This window comes from Brevibacillus fluminis, assembly GCF_003710825.1.
Lineage (GTDB): Bacteria > Bacillota > Bacilli > Brevibacillales > Brevibacillaceae > Brevibacillus_D > Brevibacillus_D fluminis.
Genome location: NZ_RHHQ01000012.1, coordinates 680,699 through 700,541, shown reverse-complemented (window position 1 = coordinate 700,541; position 19,843 = coordinate 680,699). Strand labels below are relative to the sequence as shown.

The following is a 19,843-nucleotide window of genomic DNA, read 5'->3' as shown; positions in this document are numbered from 1 at the left end:
TGCGATTGTGAGCCTCCTATTCGACCGCCAGATCGGAAGTAATTCCAGGTTTTTTCTTGGCCTTGCGCTTGTTTCTGCGATTGCGGAACTTGTTACCCAAATCATCAAACCAGGTGTACACCACCGGAATCAAAATGAGTGTGATCAATGTCGAGAACGACAGACCGAACGTCACGACGACGGCCATCGGCGCCTGCGATTCGTTCCCTGCGCCACCGCCAAACGCCAGTGGCAAAATCGCCAAAATCGTCGCGAGCGTCGTCATCAGGATCGGACGCAGACGTACCGGCCCTGCTGTGAAGATTGCCTCATTGCGCTCCACACCTTTTTTGCGCAGCGTGTTGATGTAGTCGATCAGTACGATCGCATTGTTCACGACGATCCCGATCAACAAAATGTAGCCGATGAATGCTGAGACGGAAAGCGATATTCCCGTAACCAACAGCCCGATCACCACGCCGATGAAGGTTGGTGGAATGGAGAACATGATGATAAACGGCGCGAACAGCGATTCGAACTGGCTCGCCATGACCATGTAAACCAGTACGATTGACAGAACGATCGCCAAGCCCAGGCTGCCGAATGCTTCAGCCATGTCTTTGCTTTGGCCGCCATACTCGATGGTATAGCCGTCCGGCAACCGCAGCCCGGCCAACCGTTTTTGCAAATCCGCTGAAATGGAATTGAGATCGCGATCCACGATGTCGGACGTGATTGTCACTTCACGCGTTTGGTTGACGCGCTTAATCAGCTGCGGAACGTTTTCCTCGACGATCTTAGCCACCGAGGAAAGCGAGATCTGCGCACCGCTCGGCGTTGGAATCCGCAGTTGTTCCAAATAAGAAATGTCATCCTTGTACGCTTCCGGCAGACGCATGTTAACATCGACTTCATCATCACCTGTTCGGAATTTGGTGATGGTCTGTCCTTGGAATGCCGTCCGCACGCTGGACAAAATCTGCTGGCTAGAAAGCCCGTATGTCCCTGCTTTTTGCAGATCAACGACCAGCTGCAGCTCATTCTGTTTTGACGTAAGCGATGTCGTGACGTTTCTCGTTCCCTTCACTTGTTTCACTTCTTCGGCGATGATGCTGCTAATGTCCTCCAACACCGCCATGTCGTCCCCGCGCAAGCTAATTTCAAGCGGAGCGGTCGGCGGGCCGCCGGAGTTGTCCAGCTCCTTCACCGTTATTTCTGCCCCAGCGATATGCGCGACCTGCTTACGCAAATCTTCGACGATTTCCAGTGTGGTGCGCTTCCGTTTTTCTTTATCCCCAACCGAAATTGTCAGCTGCGCCTCGTTGGTTGCTGCCTGCGCAACAACGGAATTGCCCGCGGCGGAACCAACCGACGTGTATAGCTGCTCAAGCTCCGGAACCTTTTTGGCAAATGATTCGACTTGGGTAACAATGGCTTCCGTTTCTTTCAGCATGCTACCATTGGGCAGCTTGATGTTGACGCTGATTTTCCCTTGGTCAAGCTTAGGTATGAATTCAGCCCCGACCATGCCCGCCAGTGGAATCGTCGCAATGAACATCGCGATTGTGATGAAAAACACGGTTTTGCGGTGGCCGACCGACCAGCGCAGCAAGCGTCCGTAGCCTTTCGTCACTTTATGGAAGCCGACATTAAACCAGACAATCGGGTTGATGCCACGGTACGTACCGCTCTCGTAAATCGCCGTGTTCGGCAGTCGTTTCAGCCAGCGAGCGCTAAGCATCGGCACAAGTGCCATGGAAGCGATCAAGGCTGCCAAGTGGGAAAAGACAACCGTGAGCGCAAGCGGGCCGAACAATTGCGAGGCCAGACCTTCGACGAATACAATCGGCAAAAATACGGAAATTTGCGCCAATGCCGACGCCATAACGGCCGTGCTGACCTCTCGCGCGCCGATGTCTGCGGCTTCCCACATGCTTTTGCCTTCTTCCCGATGGCGGAAAATGTTCTCCAAAATAACGACCGCAAAGTCCACGAGTGACCCCAAGCCAAGCGTAAGTCCGCTCAAGGAGAACATGTTGATCGTCTGTCCGGTAAAATACATCAGACAGAATGTCGCGATAACCGAAATCGGAATCACGATCGCGATGATGATCATGGAGCGGTAGCTGTTCAAAAAGCAAAGCAGCACCAAGATGGAGAAAAGTCCACCGACCAAGGCGTGCTCGCCTACCGTATAAATCGAGTCTTTAATGAAGGTCGACGTATCGAGCGTCGTTGTCACCTTGATGTTTGCTGGAAGCTCTGCCTGCAGCTCAGCAAGCTTGGCTTTCACCTGATCGGCGACGGAAATCGTGTTACCGCCGGATGCTTTCAGGATGTTGAGCCCGACGCTCGGCATGCCGTCGAGATAGGCTTTTTGCGTGACTTCTTTAAACGTGTCGCTGACTGTCGCGATATTTTTCAACTGAATGCTGCCTTGACCGACGTGAATCGGCGTTTCGCCAATTTGCGCAACGTCCTTGAATTCGCTTTGCAGCCTGATGTTGATCTTGGCGTCCCCTTGGCGAATGACGCCTGCCGCACCAGAAATATTGGTGCTCATAACCGCCTGCTGGATTTGGTCCAGCGTCAGGCCGTAAGCCGCAATCCGATTCGGGTCAAGCTCAACTTCCACCTCGCGCGTTTTCCCGCCGGAAATACCGACAGAGGCGACACCATCGATCCGCTCCAAACGCGGCTTCATGACGTTTTCCACGAGTGCCTTAAGCTTGACGATGTCGGATTCGCCCGTTACCGCCAGCGTGATGATCGGCATCGAATTCGGGTCCAGACGCAAGATACGCGGCGACTTGGCGGAATCCGGCAGCGCTCCCCGCACCTGGTCGACCTTGTCGCGCAAGTTCAACGTCGCTTGGTCCATGTCGACGCCCCAGTTGAACTCCACAATGACTTGTGATGCGCCCTCTGCCGAGTTGGATGTAACCCGCTTGATGTTGGCGACGGTTCCGACCGACTCCTCGATCGGTTTGGTGACAAGCTTCTCCACCTCGCTCGGCGTGCCGCCGTCAACGGAAGTGACCACGATCGCCACCGGAAAATTCAGCTCCGGATACAGATCCACCGCCAGCTTGGGCAGTGAAATAAATCCAAAGATCAGGACCGCAATCGCCAGCATCATGATGGTGATCGGCCGTCTGATCGAAAAACTGGAAAAACTCATTCGTGTTCACTCCCTTTCTCCCGCTTTAACGCATCCCATTTGTGCGTAAAGCATGTGTAAACGATTTGCAAGGACTGCATGATTCCCTCCATATCCTCCGGTTTCACACGTGAGAACAGCTCTTCATTGTACTGCTCCTGCAAAAAAGGTAGTTTATCCTCCAAATCTTTTAAATGTTGCGCCAATGAAACCCAAACAACCCGACGATCCTTCTCATCCTTTTTGCGCACGACCATTTGGTGCCGCTCCATGCGGTCGACGATGCCAGATGTTGTGCTGTAGGAGAGATCGACCAGCCTGCTGATTTCACCGATGGTTCTGGGGCCTTGTTTGAGCTGCTGAATGATCAGCATCTGTGGCTTTGTGACGCCGCATCGTTCAAGCTCTTCGGAACCGATCAGGAAATACAGCTCGCAAACTCGTGAAATGAGAGAAGACAATTGCATGACAGGTTTCATAAGTGCCTCCACAAACTATTTCGTGCTGCAAAATATTATGACATAGAAGGTATTTCGCAGCAAGAAATAATTGGATGAAGAATTGTTAAGGATTGGTGGAGGTGAGGGGCTTTTTGAAGAAAGCTGCGCTTCGCTGTTACCATGCCCCTGAGGGCAGGAATGGCCGGCTCCGGTAAAAAACGAAAACCGCGCCCCAAAGCCACACGCTGCGCGGCGGGTGCCTCTCAAGGATGATATGTGGCGCTAAAGGCGTTTTCGTTTTTTGCCTCCGCCTGGGTCGGCATGGTCAAGGCTGTGCTCCGCTTTCTTCAAAAAGCCCTTCGCTGCTGTGGTAGGATAAATAAAAGCTTCTTTAAATATGTAGAAACATTTCGTTAGCAGGAATGCTTCGAGGCATAACATGCGAAAAGCCGCCATTGATTTGGCGGCTTTTTCTTTTTCTCTTATATCTTCCTTTAAGAAGTTGGCAGCATGCGATGCTTTAATTGAGGAAACACTTCGCGGATGTGGGTGATTTGGGATAGGTTGATCTCTGTTTTGATGACGGTTTCGTGCTCACCGCCCGATGCGATGGTGACGCCCCACGGGTCGACGATTTGGCTGTGTCCGCCCATGAAGACGTCGCGGGTTTTTCCAACGCAGTTGCAGGAGATCAGATAGCATTGGTTTTCCAGCGCGCGCGTCTGGTTGAACAAGTTCCAGTGTGCGAGCCGTGCATGCGGCCATGCGGATGTAACCAGGAGCAGCTCAGCGCCCAAATCGACTTGGCGGCGGAACAGCTCCGGAAAGCGCAGGTCATAGCAGGTGGCCAGTCCCACTTTGCCAAAAGACGTCTCGACGACGACCGGTTCGCTGCCTGCGGTCAAGAGCTGGCCTTCAGCCGAGCCATAGCGGAACAGGTGGATTTTACGGTAGCTGCCGATCAATTCGCCTGCCGGGCTGAACAAAACACTCGTATTGTAATAGTTGTCGCCGTCGCGCTCCACAAAGCTGCCGGCGAATAGGAGTGTTTGCAGTTCCTTCGCTTTTCGCGCAAAGCGCTGAACGAAATCGCCATCGATTGGCTCCGCCTCCGCATGGTATCGATCGAACGAAAAATATCCGGTCGCCCAAATTTCCGGCAGCAAAATCAAATCCGCTCCTGCCTGCGCGTCAAGCATGCCCTCTACCCGTTTGATACGCTCATCGCGCGTTTCTGTGTCTTTGATTTCGACTTGAATGGATGCTACTTTCATGCTTTCTCTCCTCCCTTATCATCAGGAAATCATCTTTTTCTCCAATTGGTTAGAAATTGCCTTCACTAGATTTAAACATTTTGTGAAAATGGGGTAGAATACTACTGGCAAATCGAGTATAATGAAAACGATCGAGAAACGAAACTCGGTTTCACTAGATGGAACTCGAGCTTTCTCAGCCTTCATTCCATTCATAGGAGGTCATTCCTTTGGCAAAGCAAGACGCTTATAACGTGAAATCGTCTTTGCAAGCTGGCGGCAAAGAGTACGCCTACTATCGCTTGCAAGGAATTGAAGAGCAAGGCATCGGCGAAGTTTCCAAGCTGCCTTTCTCTATTAAGGTACTGCTTGAAGCAGCTGTTCGTCAATTTGACGATCGCGCCATCACAAAAGAACATGTACAATCGCTGGCGACCTGGACAAAAGGCCGCGACGCGAACCAAGAAGTTCCACTCATGCCTGCACGTATCGTGCTGCAAGACTTTACCGGTGTACCTGCTGTTGTTGACTTGGCAGCAATGCGTATCGCAATGAAACGCTTCGGCGGCGATCCAAAACGGATCAACCCGCTTGTACCAGTTGACCTGGTTATCGACCACTCCGTGATGGTTGACGCTTTCGGTAGCGAATCCGCACTGGACACAAACATGAACCTGGAGTTTGAACGCAACGAAGAGCGTTATCGTTTCCTCCGTTGGGCACAAACTGCATTCGATAACTTCCGTGCAGTACCACCTGCAACAGGTATCGTTCACCAAGTAAACCTGGAGTACCTGGCAACAGTTGTTGCTTCCCGTGAAGTTGACGGCGAATTGGTTGCTTTCCCTGACTCGCTCGTTGGTACTGATTCCCATACTACCATGATCAACGGTCTTGGTGTAGTAGGTTGGGGTGTCGGCGGGATCGAGGCAGAAGCAGGTATGCTCGGCCAACCGCTCTATTTCGTAACACCTGAGGTTGTTGGTTTCAAACTGACCGGTACTTTGGCAGAAGGTTCTACTGCGACTGACCTGGCACTGACTGTAACGCAAATGCTGCGCAAAAAAGGCGTGGTTGGTAAATTCGTTGAGTTCTATGGCTCCGGCCTCTCCAACATCTCGCTTGCTGACCGTGCGACTGTTGCCAACATGGCACCTGAATACGGCGCAACTGTGGGCTTCTTCCCAGTCGATGCAGAGACGCTCAACTACATGCGTCAAACCGGTCGCGATGAAGCAACTGTGGAACTGGTTGAAGCCTACACCAAAGCACAAGGACTGTTCCGCACCGATGACACTCCAGACCCTGTATTCTCCGAAACATTGGAACTGGATCTGTCCACAGTGGTACCAAGCCTTGCTGGTCCAAAACGTCCGCAAGACCGCGTAGAACTGACTTCCATGAAAGAAGCATTCAACGCAAGCCTGCGTGCTCCTATCGACAAAGCTGGCTTCGGACTGTCCGAAGAAAAAATCAACACAACTGTTCCGGTTTCCTATGCGAATGGCGAGAAATCCGAACTGAAAGCAGGTTCCGTCGTAATCGCGGCGATCACGTCCTGTACAAATACTTCTAACCCAAGCGTAATGCTGGGCGCAGGTATCGTAGCGAAAAAAGCGGTTGAAAAAGGTTTGGTAAAACCTGCTCACGTGAAAAGCTCGCTCGCTCCTGGTTCCCGCGTTGTAACGCAATACCTAAAAGATGCTGGCCTGATCGATTCCTTGAACACTATCGGCTTCAACGTTGTCGGTTATGGTTGCACCACTTGCATCGGTAACTCCGGTCCATTGCCTGATGAAACTAGCAAAGCGATCGCTGACGGCGACCTGACTGTAGCTGCTGTTCTGTCCGGAAACCGTAACTTTGAAGGCCGTATCCATGCTCAAGTAAAAGCGAACTACCTGGCTTCTCCGCCATTGGTTATCGCATATGCTTTGGCTGGTACTGTCAACATCGACCTGACCAAAGAGCCGATCGGTACAGGCAAAGACGGACAACCTGTATTCTTGAAAGACATCTGGCCAACTTCCCAAGAGCTGTCTGAAGCAATGGGCAAAGCGATGAACCCAGCATTGTTCCGCTCCGAATACGAGCATGTATTCTCTGCAAACAAACGCTGGAACGAAATCGATGCTCCAGAAGGCGATCTGTACGAGTGGGATGAAAAATCCACGTACATCCAAGAGCCTCCATTCTTCAAAGACCTGGCTGCTGAACCTGGCCATATCGTTGAAATCAAAGGCGCGAAAACATTGGCGCTGTTGGGCGATTCCGTCACAACTGACCATATCTCGCCTGCTGGTAACATCTCCCCTACCAGCCCTGCAGGTAAATATCTGCAAGAAAACGGCGTAGAACGCAAAGACTTCAACTCCTACGGCGCTCGTCGTGGTAGCCATGATGTCATGATGCGCGGTACGTTCGCAAACATCCGCATCCGTAACCAAGTTGCTCCAGGCACAGAGGGTGGCGTAACGAAATACTTGCCAACCGGCGAAGTGATGAGCATTTACGATGCGTCGATGAAATACCAAGCAGACAACGTGAACCTCGTTGTACTGGCTGGTAAAGAATACGGTACAGGAAGCTCCCGTGACTGGGCAGCAAAAGGTACCTTCCTGCTTGGCGTAAAAGCTGTTATCGCTGAGAGCTTCGAGCGTATCCACCGTTCCAACCTCGTTGGTATGGGCGTGCTGCCACTGCAATTCGCAGATGGCGCTAGCTGGCAGTCCCTCGGCATCGACGGTACCGAAACATTCGATATCGTAGGTATCGACGACAACGTAACACCTGGTCAACGCACGAAAGTGAAAGCAACCCGTACAGACGGCAGCACATTCGAATTCGATGTAATCGTTCGTCTGGACAGCACCGTTGACGTCGACTACTACAAAAACGGCGGTATCTTGCAATCCGTACTACGCCAACTGCGCACCAGTAAATAAGATTCCTACCAATAAGAAAAGGCTCTCGGTCATTCCGAGAGCCTTTTTTATGCCTACAAATACCGTTCTTTGATAATGTTCATGTGATGCAGCTCATGGCCAGCAATCACGTAGGCCAATGCGTTCGCCGTGGTGTTGTTATCACTCACCACGCCTTTTCTATCCCACGCTTCAGCCGGCAAACCACGCAGCAATGTTAACGTGGCGCGTCGCACTGCCGAATAATCTTCCAACAGGTCCGCTACCGAATACGCGTCAAACGAAATACCTTCCATAAACAAATCTTGATCAAAGCCGGGAAGAGCGGTTTGATCCCCCCGCGCGATGCGAAGCAGACGATAGCACATCACCCGCTCCGTGTCCGCGATATGGCCGATCACTTCTTTTATGCTCCATTTCCCTTCCTCATAGCGATGGCTTGCCTGCTCCTCTGTTAACTCCGAAAGAAAGCGGGTCATCTCCTCATGCTGATCGACCAAAATCTCCGAAATTTCTCCATCGGGAACCAATCCGATGTATTGCCCGTAATAAGCCGAGTGGTCTTCCGCTGCTGGACGCTGATTCACAAAACGCTCCCCCTTTTTGTAAAAGCCATTTCTCTTGAAATCACTCGAATTTTACCAAATCATTCAAAAAATTTCAAATGATTGAATGCTCTTTTCTAAATTCGTCCTGGTAATAGCACGCCGATATGCTCGGGATGGATGCGGGCCATATAAGCGAGTGCTAGAACGGCGCAAAAGCATGCTCCAAGCGCAAGCCATTCTATGGGCTGCCAGCGTGGCATCCGGTAAAAGCGATGCTGTGGATTGCGCATCCGGAAGTCTTTGGCGTCGAGCGCATTGGCGATCAGCTGCACCCGCTTCAGCGAGGTGAAAATCAGCGGGACCAGTAAGACGACGTATTGTTTCAGCTTTCGGACAAGATTTCCTCGTTCAAAAGCCATCCCTCTGACCATCTGCGCCTCCCGAATCGTGCCCAAGTCATGCTTGATCAGCGGGATGAACCGGAAGATGAGCGAGAGCAAAAAGCCGATGGAATACGGGACACCAATCCCGCGCAGTCCCATCGCCAGTTGTCTCGGTGATGTACTCATCAAGTAATACATCGACAACAAGGCGACATTGGCGATGCGTAGCCCCATGCCGCAAGCCCATAACACCCCGGTGTCCGTAATTTGCACAGGATAATGGATCAGCGGAATTTCGCTCTGCCAGTACGCATAGCCGACTTGCGTAAGCGGCAGCCAGGAGAGCAGCGTAAACAGCCCGCCGATGCCACCGACAACCAGGTAGGCTTTTCGCAGCATCCCCGTCCAGTTGCCCTTGCGCACAAAAAGCAGATTGAGCAAAAAGAGCGGGAGCAAAAAACGCGGGTCCTGAAACAGGAAAGGCAACATCCCCACCATTATGAAAAACAGCAAAGCAAAACTCGGGTGCCTGTCTGCAAACAAAGCAGAGCGGTACGATTGTGTATCCTGCCGCATGACTCTACCTCCCGCCCCTTTCCTGCAGTTTTTTCGCCATCTGCACGTAAAGGGAATCAAAGGTGAGCGGCAGCGGTTCCGTCAATCCTGCTTCAAGTGCAAACCGGGATAAGGCTGGCGGCTCGACCTGCGCCTCTGCCAACCGTTCAGGCTGGGCAAAGACGCGTGCAGGCACATCATCGCAAATGATCTCCCCTTGGCGCATGACTACGACCCGTTCGGCATATTCGGCAACTAGCCTCATGTCATGTGTAATCGCCACGATGGTATGCCCTGCCCTGTGCAGCGCTGCGATCAGAGCCATCATCTCGCGAACTCCGTGGTGATCGAGACCTGTTGTCGGCTCGTCGAGCACGATTACCCGTGGCTTCATGGCTAAAACGGAAGCGACCGCAATCTTTTGACGCGTCCCTTTTCCCATGAAGTAAGGCTCCTCCTTGCGCAATTGGATGAGCCCTATTGCGGCTAGCGCTTCTTCGACCCGCCCTTGAATCTCGGTTTCGGAGAGCCCCATGTTCCGCGGACCAAACGCCACTTCCGCCTCGACTGTCGACTGAAAAATTTGATGATCGGGATTTTGGTAGCAGTATGAAACGACGCCTGCCATTTCCGCGACAGACATCGTCACAGTGTCCTTCCCCTCAACACGTACGGTGCCGGAAGTCGGCTTGTACAAGCCGTTGCAATGCTTGGCCAGCGTCGTTTTGCCTGAACCGTTGCCGCCGATCAGCGCGATAAACTCTCCCTGCCTGATCGATAGGTCGATGCCGCGCAAGACCGGTTTTCCTTTTTCATAGCCGTATTCCACTCGTTCAAACTGAATCAAAGGCCGCTGTTGTTCTTGCATCACGGAATCGCCACCTCACCTTTGCGTACGAGCGACTGCCACAGTGTCAGCATATCCTCTACCGTGCGCGGGCATGGCGTCGTCTTTTCGTCCAGGACGCCCTCTGTGCAGAGCGCATGATACAGTCGAACCATATCTGGGACGTGAATTCCGTGCGCATCGAGAGAAGCCACCTGAGAAAAAAATGCGTCTGCCGGCATGTCCATCACAATCGCACCATCGGCAATCAACAGCATGCGGTCGCAAAATTGGGCCAATTCCTCCGTCGCATGGGACGCGACCAAGATGGTCATCCGTTCTTCCTCTTTCAATCGGCGAATAAGGGAGAACACCTCGCGAGCGCCTTTCGGATCGAGCTCGGACGTCGGCTCATCCAAAAGCAACAATTTTGGCGCATGTGCGAGTGCCGATGCGATCGCCACGCGCTGCTTTTCACCCCCAGAAAGCTCAAACGGCGAGCGGCTGGCAAAGCCGGACAAGCCGACCAGCGCCAGCACGTCCTCAATTCGACGCTCGATCGCCCGGTCGTCTTGCCCCCGATTTTCCAACGAAAACGCGATCTCCTCTTCTACCGTCAACCCTATGAATTGCGTTTCCGGATCTTGAAACACGATCCCCAGCTCGCCTTGCACGCTGCACCTTCCACTGAATTGACCTGCATAATTCGCCGGGATCAATCCGGCCATCGCGAGCAGCAACGTCGTTTTGCCAGCGCCCGAGAGGCCAACCAAGCCGACGACCTCACCTTCCGTCAAGGACAGATCGATTCCCGCAAGCGTCCAGCTTGCCCCATCCTCATAGCGCCAGCAGACGTCTGATAGCGATAGTACCGAACTCACTTAAAATACCTTTCTGGCAGGCAAATCATAGCCGCTGCCGATCTGGCGTCCACGGTACAAACCCGCCCGTTTTACGAATGGGTACAGCAGCTTCAGAAGAATCGGCCCCAAAATGGCGGTGGAAATCGCTTGGTTCATGAAAACTGCAGGAATGAAACCTGCTGCCACTTCTTTCGGGGTAAAGCCAAGCGCTACGTTGATCAGAATGGAGCATGCGACGACAAGCGAAGCGAACAGCACCACAAACAAGTAATATTCAACATAGCTGCGACCGCGTTTCAGCGAAGGATCTTTCACTAGCACATAGCCGATAAATCCCCCCAAAAAGTTGGAGACAAAGCCCGTAGTCAAAATGTGTGGCGCAGCACTGCCCGTCATCAAATCGCTAACCAGATTGCCAAAAGCCAAGCCTAGGCAGCCAGGAATTCCAAACAGCATGCCAAAGACCGGTTGCAGCGCATTGGCTGGACGGATCGGCACCTGCGGAATCAGCTTCACCTGTGCCAGCATAATCAAGGCGACTGCATATAGCGCCGCTGTGACGACGATCAGGACAAAATCGACGGTCGTCCATTTACGGCGAAAAAGTGATCTTTCCATTCTATGGCCTCCCAAAAAGACGAAATGATAGAATTTACCATCCTATATATTACCGCTTTTATGGTAAATCTAGCAATTGTTTATACGCCGATGAAATCATTGTCGAACATTAGAAAACCTGGCTACGCCATGCTTTTGGCGGAGCCGCGGTTGCACTTATACTGGATAAGAATTTTTAAATTCTTATCTGTATAAAAAATAGACGAGATCCTCTGTGTCGATGACTGAGTTTCTCGCCTATTTGAACTGTGGTGTATTTTCTTTATGTTTGCAGCTGGGTCAATGCACGTACCGGTTGGTGATTGCGATGCAGGAATAACCCAGCCGCACCGAGCACACCCGCCTCGCCGCCCAAGCTGCTGCGTACAAGACGCACTTGCTCCGCCATGCGGGAGATCGCACGCTCACGCACAACCTTCTCCGTTTCTGCGAACAAGTAGTCACCGGTGGTCATGACGCCGCCACCCACGACGATCAGCTCCGGGTTGAACAAATGGATCAGACTGGTGATGCCCGCTCCCAAGTCGCGGGAAGCGCGAAGGTGAATATCCTTACAGAGCGGATCGCCTTGCATGACGCCTTCTCCGATCTCCTTTGCTGTGATTTGCTCAAGCGGGTACTGGCTAAGAAATGCACTTTTCTCGCCGTTCGCAAGCCTCGTGCGCGCGATTTTTGCCAATGTGGGCCCTGACACGTAGTTTTCCAGGCAGCCTCGATTCCCACAGGCACACGGTGGTCCATCCGGATCGATGGAAATATGACCGAACTCGCCCGCGCTGTCCCCTTTGCCTGTTATTAAACGGCCGTCGCTGATGAATCCCGCGCCGACCCCTGTGCTTACCGTGACATAAATGACGTTGTCGGTGCCTTTGCCTGCACCGAACACCCATTCTGCTACCGCTGCGGCATTCGCGTCATTGATCAATTGGACAGGCAGGCCAAAGCGCTCGGATACGATCTGGCCGATCGCGACGTGCTCCCAGCCCAAATTGTTCGCGTACAGCACTTTGTTGGCTTTCGTATCAATCACGCCAGCCGTAGCGATCCCGACACCGCGAACCGATGTTACTGTGATGCCGCTTTCCGTCAGCACGGTTTCCACCGAGGACAGGATACGGCCGATAACCGCCTCCTGCCCTTCGGCTGCAAGCGTTGGACACGTCGTTTTGTGGACGATCCGCCCTTGTTCATCGATCAAGGCAGCCAGTATTTTGGTTCCGCCGAGATCCAGCCCAATTGCGTAGTTTTTCTCCTGGATCATCGCTTTTGCACATCCTTACAAACGAGTTCATTATTACTTGCCAAATATTGCGTCCATCGCTTGGGATGTCTGGCTGATCAGCTGCTCTGGATGGCGGCCGTACGGCGTGATTTCCGGCATGATGTAGCCCTCGTAGCCGATCTCTTCAATTGCCTCAACCACGCGTTCAAACGGCGTATCGCCTGCCAAAAGAGGCACGAATCCCGTCCCATTTCCAGCGGACGTTTTGAAATCTTTCACATGCAACGCGATGATGCGTTTGCCCAATATGCGAATCCATTGCTCCGGAAAGCCAAATTGGACCACATTTCCGATATCAAAATAAGCGCCTACCCACGGGCTGTCGATCTCATCGACAAACCGCTTCATTTCCAGCGGGCTCAACAAAAACTTGTTCCACACGTTCTCAATCCCGATCTTGACGCCGTACGCCTCTGCTTTTTTGGCAAGCTTGCGTACTGCCTCAAGGGCGCGGTCATATGCGACATCGTAGCTGACGTCCGGAGTAACGAGTCCCGGCACAACCAATACGGTTTTGGCACCGAAAACCGCCGCCGCTTCAATCATTTTTTCCACCACGAGCATCCCTTGCTGGCGAACCATCTCATCCTCATGTGTCAACGGATATTTCCACAAGAGCGCAGTCGAGACGCTCGGCAGCTCCAAGCCGTTTTGACCGGCCAACTGCCCGATCGCCTGCAGCTCATCTTCTGACGCTCCCAGATGAAACGCGCCTTCACCTTGATCAGCCAAATTCAGTTCAACACCCGTATATCCATGCGCACTGGCTTGGCGGAACATCTCGACCAGCTCGATGTTAGCCGGAAAGCACCATGCGTTGATTCCTTTTTTCCAATTCATGCCCTACACCTTCCTTGCTTCATGTCGTTGCAAAAACGATCGTTTACAACGTGACTGGCGATCCCGATTTTGCAGATTCGTTCGCAGCCAGTGTGACCTTCAACGTTTGTAACGCCTGCGCGTACGGCGCGAGGATCAGTGTTTCATCTCCCGTTGCCACTGCGCGAATGAACGCAGCATCTTGTGCCAGGTAAAAATCAAGCGTGCTGCTATATGAGTGCGTGCCCTCCGCGTCGACGATCGTCAGGTCCCGACTGCTGATCTGCAACCGGAAGCCTTTGCCCAGCACTTCGACACCTGTGCGATGATCTGGTTGAGTGAACGTCGTGTCGAGCGTTCCGATCGCACCCGAGGAAAATGCGAGGCTTACCGATGTTACGTCCGGAATATCGAGCCCTGGCACGTCCTCCATCACGCGCAATGCCGCATTCGCGTAGACCTTGGATACATCTCCCACCAAGTAGCGCATCATGTCCAGTGTGTGGGTTGCCTGCTCCACCAGCTGGCCGCCCGATTTCGCCTGTTCGCGCCACCATGGGGTTTGCACGAAAGACGTCAGGTAGTGCCCGCGAACCATTGCGATCGTTTTGTTTGCCAAATACGCTTTGGCCTGGGCAACGATGTCCAAATACCGCAAGCAATACCCGGTGGAGGTAAGAATCTGCGCGTCTTGAATCGCCTTCAGCTTGTGCTCGACCTCTTCCATTGCAAGCCCGATCGGCTTTTCTACCAGCAGGTGAATGCCGCGCGCTGCCGCTTGCTCTACCAACGTTCCTTGCGCAAACGGCGGCACACAGATGAACAGCGCATCAAGCTGTTCGGCCGCAAGCATCGCCTCGTAATCCATATACCCGGCTACGCCGTATGTTTCGCAAATCTCGGCTACGCTCGCCTCATTCACATCACAAACCGCGACCAGTTGCGCTTGTTCGATTTTATTGACATTAGCCAGATGGACACGACCTATGCCACCTGTGCCAACCATTCCGACTCTCACTTTATTCGCTGCCATGGCGCTTACCCGAGTTTGACCGGCTGCTTGTTTTCGGAGGATTGGTACGCAGCCAATGCAACCTCAACGGCCCTCATGCCGTCTTCGCCTGTGATCGATGGTGCCTTGCCTTCCTTGATAGAAGCCAGGAAATCGCTCACCAGTGCGCCGTCCATGTCGTCGCCCCAATAGGCCCACGTCAAGCCTTTGTCATCGTTGTAGACGTCGAGCTTTTGACCGAACGTGTTGAGCGACAGCGTCCCGTCGGTACCGATGATCTCCATCGTCACATCGCCCCATGTCGGGAACGATTTGTTGCGCGACCAGCTGCAGTCGAGCGTCGCATACACACCGTTATCGAACTCCATGGTCAAAATGCCGCAGTCGTCGATCGGCGTGTCACAAAGCAAATTGTCGACTTCCGCATACACTTCCTTCACCTCAGCACCCATGAACCAGCGCATCAGGTCGACAACGTGCACGGTATGGTCGATCACTGCGCCGCCGCCTGATTTGGCTCGATCGATAAACCAGCCGCCCGGATTTTTACCGCGGTTGGTGCCACGGATCGCCATGATGCGGCCGACCTTGCCTGCCTCCACCATCTGCTTCGCACGACGGACTGCCGGATGGAACCGAACAGGGAAAGCCGTTTGCAGCTTCACACCGTTCTCGCGGCAAGCAGCGATCATCTCTTCAGCATCCGCCACATTCGTCGCCAGCGGTTTTTCGCACAGGACGTGCTTGCCCGCTTTCGCCGCCGCCACAACATGCTCTTTGTGTTTCATGTTTTCCGAGGTGACGATCACCGCATCGATGGATTGCTTGAGCAGCTCCTGATAGTCTGCATAGTACGTTGTATGAAGCTTTTCTGCAGCTGCCTTGCCGCGCGCTTCATCTTCATCGGCGATCCCGATGAGTTCGGCCCCTTCGATTTTTTCAATCGCTTGTGCGTAACTGTATGCATGCATATGTGCAAAGCTGATGATCCCTAGTTTCATCACTTTTTCCCTCCCTTAGGATAACGTCACAACTTCACCAGTTTCGATCGACTTGATCGCGGCCAGCGCGATCTCCATCGCTTTGTAGGCATCCTCTGCCGTCACGAGTGAATCGCCGCCCGTTTCGATGCAATGGATGAAGTGTTTCAGCTCGCGGAAGTACGGATTTTCGTTCAGCGGGCTTTCTGGCACGGCTACGCCGCCAACCCCTTGCTGCTTGGCGCGGCTCACCGCAATCAGCGGTTTTTCCTGCGAGCTGTCGTAGTTGATAATGCCAGATTTGCCTGCCAGCTCCATTTTCATCGCAAAGCCTTCATGTGCCCAAGAACCTTCCACGTGGGCGATCATGCCGCTTTTGAAGCGCAGTGTGACCAGCGCGTAATCCATCCGGGCGAAACCGCGGCCGAGCAGGCTTTTGGCGTACACCCGCTCCACATCGCCGAAGCTCCAGCGCAAAAAGTCGAAGTCGTGGATGATCATATCGAGCACGAGGCCGCCGCTGTTTTGGTGATCGGCATACCAGTCATTCCACGCCGTCGGGAAAATGCCGCCGCGGAACGTGCGGGCAACCGCAACATCGCCGATCTCCCCTTTATGTACAAGGGCGCGGCTTTTTTCATATTCGGGGAAGAAGCGCAGCACATGGCCGACAAACAGCTTCACGTTCTTCTCTTTGCAATAGTCGATCATTTCGCGCGCATCGGCCAGATGGCGGGCGAGCGGCTTTTCGCAGATAACATGCTTGCCGTCATTCGCCGCCTTTTTCACGTAAGTCTTGTGCATGTACGTAGGCAAGCAGACATCGACGATATCGACGCGCGGAAGGCTTGCCATCGCTTCTTCATATGAGCCGAACACCGGCACGCCCAGCCCCAGCTCCTCCGCTTTTTCTTTGCGGACCTCTACGATGCCCACAAGCGTAACATTCTCCATCGCCGCATAGGAACGCGCATGGACGCTGCCCATCGTTCCTGCGCCCAGTAACAGAACATGATGCATATGTTTCCACTCCTTTTCATTTACCCTCATTATTTAGAGCCGCTAAGCGAAATCCCTTCAACAAAGTGCTTCTGCATGAACACAAAGACCAGAATCATCGGCCAGATCGCCAAAACCGAGCCTGCCATCAAGATCGGGTAGTTCGTCTGATGCTGCCCTTGCAACGAGGCCAGGCCGGCAGACAGCGTCAGCTTGTCAGGCGACGTGTTGACGATAAGCGGCCACATCAGATCGTTCCACGACCAGAGCGTGACGAAAATCGCGAGTGCGATCAAACCTGGTTTTGCCAGCGGCAGCATGATGCGCCAGTAAATTTGGAAATGGTTGCAGCCGTCCAGCTTAGCCGCTTCCTCCAACTCCTTAGGCAATGACATGAAGAACTGGCGCAGCAAAAACGTACCGAAGGCACTGAACAAGCCCGGAACGATCAATGCCGTCAACGTGTTCAACCAGCCTAAATCTTTCATGATCAAAAATTGCGGAATCAAAAACACTTGCCCCGGCACCATCAACACCGACAGGAACAGCATGAACAGAATATTCCGTCCCGGAAACTCGATGCGCGCGAATGCGTAAGCGGCGAGTGAGCAAAGGAATACCTGTCCCACCACTTTCAAGATCGTCGTGATGATTGTGTTCCAATAAAATTGCAGCATCGGAATGGTCGTCAACACTTCCGCGTAGTTTTTCCACTGCGCGACCGTTGGAAAAATGACCGGCGGCACCTGCTGGGATTCACCCAATGTTTTGAGCGAGGTCAGGATCATCCAGAGAAAAGGACCGACCATCAGCAAGGCCCCGAGAATCAAAAGAATATGGACCAGCAGCTTTGGACCGCGGCCAAGGCGCCCCTCATTCACAAGCGTCCCTCCTTAATCATAATGAACCCAGCGCTTCTGCATTTTGACCTGCACAACAGTCACCAACAGGATGATCGCCAAAAGCAGCACCGCAATCGCAGCCGCATAGCCGCCTTCCCCGGTCACGAATGCATATTTGTAGAACAGATAGGCGATCGTCTGCGTCTTCTCCAACGCGGAGTTCCCAACCATCATGTAGATCAGGTCGAACACCTGGAACGCGCCGATCAGCGACGTGATGCTGACGAAAAAGATCGACGGCGTCAAGAGCGGCAAGGTGATGGTAAAAAACTGGCGGAGGCGGCTCGCGCCATCCAGTTCAGCTGCCTCGTAATACATGCGCGGGATCCCTTGCAAGCCGGCCAAAAAGATGACCATGTTGTATCCGACCGAGCTCCAGATCGCGACGATCACCACGGCATAGAGCGCAATGGACGGGTCGGTAATCCAGCGGGGACCTTGAATGGAAAACAATCCGAGGAAATAGTTGATCAGGCCGAAATCGGCGTTGAACAGCCAGCGCCACACCATCGCCACCGCTGCTGCCATCGTGACGACCGGCAGGAAGTAAAGCGTGCGGTAAAACGAAACGCCCTTGATCTTCTGATTCAACAGCACGGCTGCCAGGATGGAAAACGCGATGCTGAACGGTACAGACAGAACGGTGTAAATCAGCGTATTTTTCAAGGCAGTCAACAGCTGCACATCTGAGAACAATTTTTCATAGTTTTGCAAGCCGATCCATTTGTATTTGCCAAATGCGCCCCACTTGGTAAAGCTGAGATAAATGGTTTGCAAGAGCGGCCAGATATAGAAAACGACAAGTCCGAGTAACGTGGGAGCAATCATGGCATAAGCCCATAGCATATCCGTACGCTTCATCCGAGTTGACGTTTTCGTCTTTACGGAAGTGTTCACATTCTGTCCCCTCTCTATCAGTTGGTCGGCGGCACGGCCCCGTCGCTTTGACAAAGCCGTTGCCAACCGTACCTACCGCTTATTTACTACTCTTGCGAAAGCATTTCGTTCATTTTTTGCGCAAGCTCTTTCGCCGCTGCGTCGACGGTAATCTCGCCGCTCCACGCTTTGGTCATGTACTCAGTCTCTGCTTGCACCCATTTGGATGTGTTTTTGGAGATTGGGTACGGCTTCGCTGTCGCCGCTTGGTCAACGAAAATTTTCAAATCAAAGTTTGGATTTGATTTGATGAACGCATCTTGCGTGCCGTTGAGCGCTGGAATCGCTGCACCTTTGCTCGCTTGGATCTCAGCAGCGTCCTTACCGCCCAAGTATTTGACGAACTCCCATGCTTCTTTTGGATGCTTCGTTTTCGCTGCGACTACGTTCGCCAAACCGTGGATGACGCTCGTGTTTTCTTTGCCTTTTGGAAGCACTGCTACGTTCACTTTGTCTTTGGTGTAATCGTTTTGCGCGAATTCGCTTACCATCCAAGCTCCGTCATACAGCATCGCCAGCTTGCCGGATTCAAACAGCTGTGGAGCGGAAGTTTCATCCATTTGCTGCGCGGTCGGGGACGTGCCGTCCTTTATGAAGTCAACCAGGAAGTTGAGTGCCTGGATCGTTTCCGGTTTGTCATAGCCGGACGTCTTTTTGTCGTCGGAGATCACAAAGCCGCCGTTTTGCGCGATGACGTTATAGAAGTTTTCTTGGCCCCAAGGACGGGATGCAAAGCCCCATACGCCTTTGTTTTTGTCCGTCAGCTTGGCTGCGGCTTCCTTCAGCTTCGCCCAATCCCAGGAAGCGTCAGGGTAAGGGATTTTGGCATCGTCGAACATTTTTTTGTTGTACCACAGGCCGATCGTGTCAAAGTCTTTCGGCAAGCCGTACGTTTTTCCATCCACTGTATAAATGTCAACCAATGCTTTCGGGTAGTTGTTCAAGTCAACACCGTCTGCCTTAATCTGGTCGTCGAGCGGCAGCAGCATGTCATTGGAAGCGTATTTGACGATGTTCGGTCCATTCATCCAGAACACGTCAGGCAAGCTGTCGCCTTGTGCAGCGGCGTCCATCTTGGTGAAGTACTGCTTGTACGGTGTCAGCTCCACTTTCACATTGATGTTGCCATGCGATTCATTGAATTTTTTCGCGATTTCCTCCATCGCCGGAAGCTGGTTTTTATCCCAGACCGCGTATGTCAGGTCGACCTTTTCCCCGCTTGCCGCCGACTGATTGCCCGCCTGCGCATTGTTGTCTGTAGTCGGTGCGGTATTGCCCGCGGATTGGCCGGAACAGCCCGCTAACGCCATCAGTGCTGCCACCATGCTGATTGAAAGCAACTTCTTTTTCATCGAAAAACCCCT

At 52.9% G+C, this 19,843-nt stretch carries 17 protein-coding genes; 1 reads left to right on the top strand and 16 read right to left on the bottom strand.

What is annotated here, in order from left to right; all coding sequences use genetic code 11:
• Positions 1-16 precede the first annotated feature (16 nt).
• The 3 genes from EDM56_RS17355 to EDM56_RS17345 all read right to left on the bottom strand — a co-directional run bounded on the left by EDM56_RS17355 (position 17) and on the right by EDM56_RS17345 (position 4,853).
• Positions 17-3,160, bottom strand: coding sequence for an efflux RND transporter permease subunit (locus EDM56_RS17355; protein ID WP_122919121.1), 3,144 nt, complete (start codon positions 3,158-3,160; stop codon positions 17-19).
• Positions 3,157-3,618 carry a MarR family winged helix-turn-helix transcriptional regulator gene (locus EDM56_RS17350; RefSeq protein ID WP_122919120.1) on the bottom strand — a complete coding sequence of 154 codons (462 nt, stop codon included), beginning with the start codon at positions 3,616-3,618 and terminating at the stop codon, positions 3,157-3,159. Before EDM56_RS17350 ends, EDM56_RS17355 begins: the two co-directional genes overlap by 4 nt.
• 455 nt (positions 3,619-4,073) lie before the next feature.
• Entirely contained in the window at positions 4,074-4,853 is a 780-nt protein-coding gene (locus EDM56_RS17345; protein WP_122919119.1) for a carbon-nitrogen family hydrolase, read from the bottom strand.
• Between the two features lie 209 nt (positions 4,854-5,062).
• Here EDM56_RS17345 and acnA point away from each other — a divergent pair, with 209 nt between their 5' ends.
• Complete coding sequence (gene acnA, locus EDM56_RS17340; protein WP_122919118.1) at positions 5,063-7,777, top strand: aconitate hydratase AcnA; 2,715 nt, start codon at positions 5,063-5,065, stop codon at positions 7,775-7,777.
• A gap of 53 nt (positions 7,778-7,830) precedes the next feature.
• On the opposite strand, the gene EDM56_RS17335 is transcribed toward acnA, so the two are convergent.
• From EDM56_RS17335 to EDM56_RS17275, 13 genes are all read right to left on the bottom strand, one after another.
• Entirely contained in the window at positions 7,831-8,343 is a 513-nt protein-coding gene (locus EDM56_RS17335) for a DinB family protein (RefSeq protein WP_122919117.1), read from the bottom strand.
• Between the two features lie 95 nt (positions 8,344-8,438).
• A complete protein-coding gene (locus EDM56_RS17330) occupies positions 8,439-9,263 on the bottom strand; it encodes an energy-coupling factor transporter transmembrane component T (protein WP_122919116.1) in 825 nt (274 codons plus the stop codon).
• Between the two features lie 4 nt (positions 9,264-9,267).
• Positions 9,268-10,110 (bottom strand): energy-coupling factor ABC transporter ATP-binding protein, encoded by an 843-nt coding sequence (locus EDM56_RS17325; protein WP_122919115.1) that lies wholly within the window; start codon positions 10,108-10,110, stop codon positions 9,268-9,270.
• The gene (locus tag EDM56_RS17320; protein WP_122919114.1) at positions 10,110-10,949 is read right to left on the bottom strand and encodes an energy-coupling factor ABC transporter ATP-binding protein; all 840 of its coding nucleotides are present in this window, start codon (positions 10,947-10,949) and stop codon (positions 10,110-10,112) included. Before EDM56_RS17320 ends, EDM56_RS17325 begins: the two co-directional genes overlap by 1 nt.
• Positions 10,950-11,549 carry a QueT transporter family protein gene (locus EDM56_RS17315; RefSeq protein ID WP_122919113.1) on the bottom strand — a complete coding sequence of 200 codons (600 nt, stop codon included), beginning with the start codon at positions 11,547-11,549 and terminating at the stop codon, positions 10,950-10,952. It lies immediately after the preceding gene.
• A gap of 262 nt (positions 11,550-11,811) precedes the next feature.
• Entirely contained in the window at positions 11,812-12,810 is a 999-nt protein-coding gene (locus tag EDM56_RS17310; protein WP_122919112.1) for an ROK family protein, read from the bottom strand.
• A gap of 33 nt (positions 12,811-12,843) precedes the next feature.
• Entirely contained in the window at positions 12,844-13,671 is an 828-nt protein-coding gene (locus EDM56_RS17305; RefSeq protein WP_122919111.1) for a sugar phosphate isomerase/epimerase family protein, read from the bottom strand.
• A 43-nt stretch (positions 13,672-13,714) separates the two neighbouring features.
• Positions 13,715-14,683, bottom strand: a complete 969-nt coding sequence (locus EDM56_RS17300) for a Gfo/Idh/MocA family protein (protein ID WP_246009421.1) — start codon at positions 14,681-14,683, stop codon at positions 13,715-13,717.
• Between the two features lie 5 nt (positions 14,684-14,688).
• Complete coding sequence (locus tag EDM56_RS17295) at positions 14,689-15,663, bottom strand: Gfo/Idh/MocA family protein (RefSeq protein WP_122919109.1); 975 nt, start codon at positions 15,661-15,663, stop codon at positions 14,689-14,691.
• A 15-nt stretch (positions 15,664-15,678) separates the two neighbouring features.
• Complete coding sequence (locus EDM56_RS17290; RefSeq protein ID WP_122919108.1) at positions 15,679-16,662, bottom strand: Gfo/Idh/MocA family protein; 984 nt, start codon at positions 16,660-16,662, stop codon at positions 15,679-15,681.
• A gap of 29 nt (positions 16,663-16,691) precedes the next feature.
• Complete coding sequence (locus EDM56_RS17285; protein ID WP_122919225.1) at positions 16,692-17,450, bottom strand: carbohydrate ABC transporter permease; 759 nt, start codon at positions 17,448-17,450, stop codon at positions 16,692-16,694.
• Positions 17,451-17,534: 84 nt separating this feature from the next.
• Positions 17,535-18,404, bottom strand: a complete 870-nt coding sequence (locus EDM56_RS17280; protein ID WP_122919224.1) for a carbohydrate ABC transporter permease — start codon at positions 18,402-18,404, stop codon at positions 17,535-17,537.
• Between the two features lie 122 nt (positions 18,405-18,526).
• A complete protein-coding gene (locus EDM56_RS17275; protein ID WP_122919107.1) occupies positions 18,527-19,831 on the bottom strand; it encodes an ABC transporter substrate-binding protein in 1,305 nt (434 codons plus the stop codon).
• Positions 19,832-19,843: the final 12 nt, after the last annotated feature.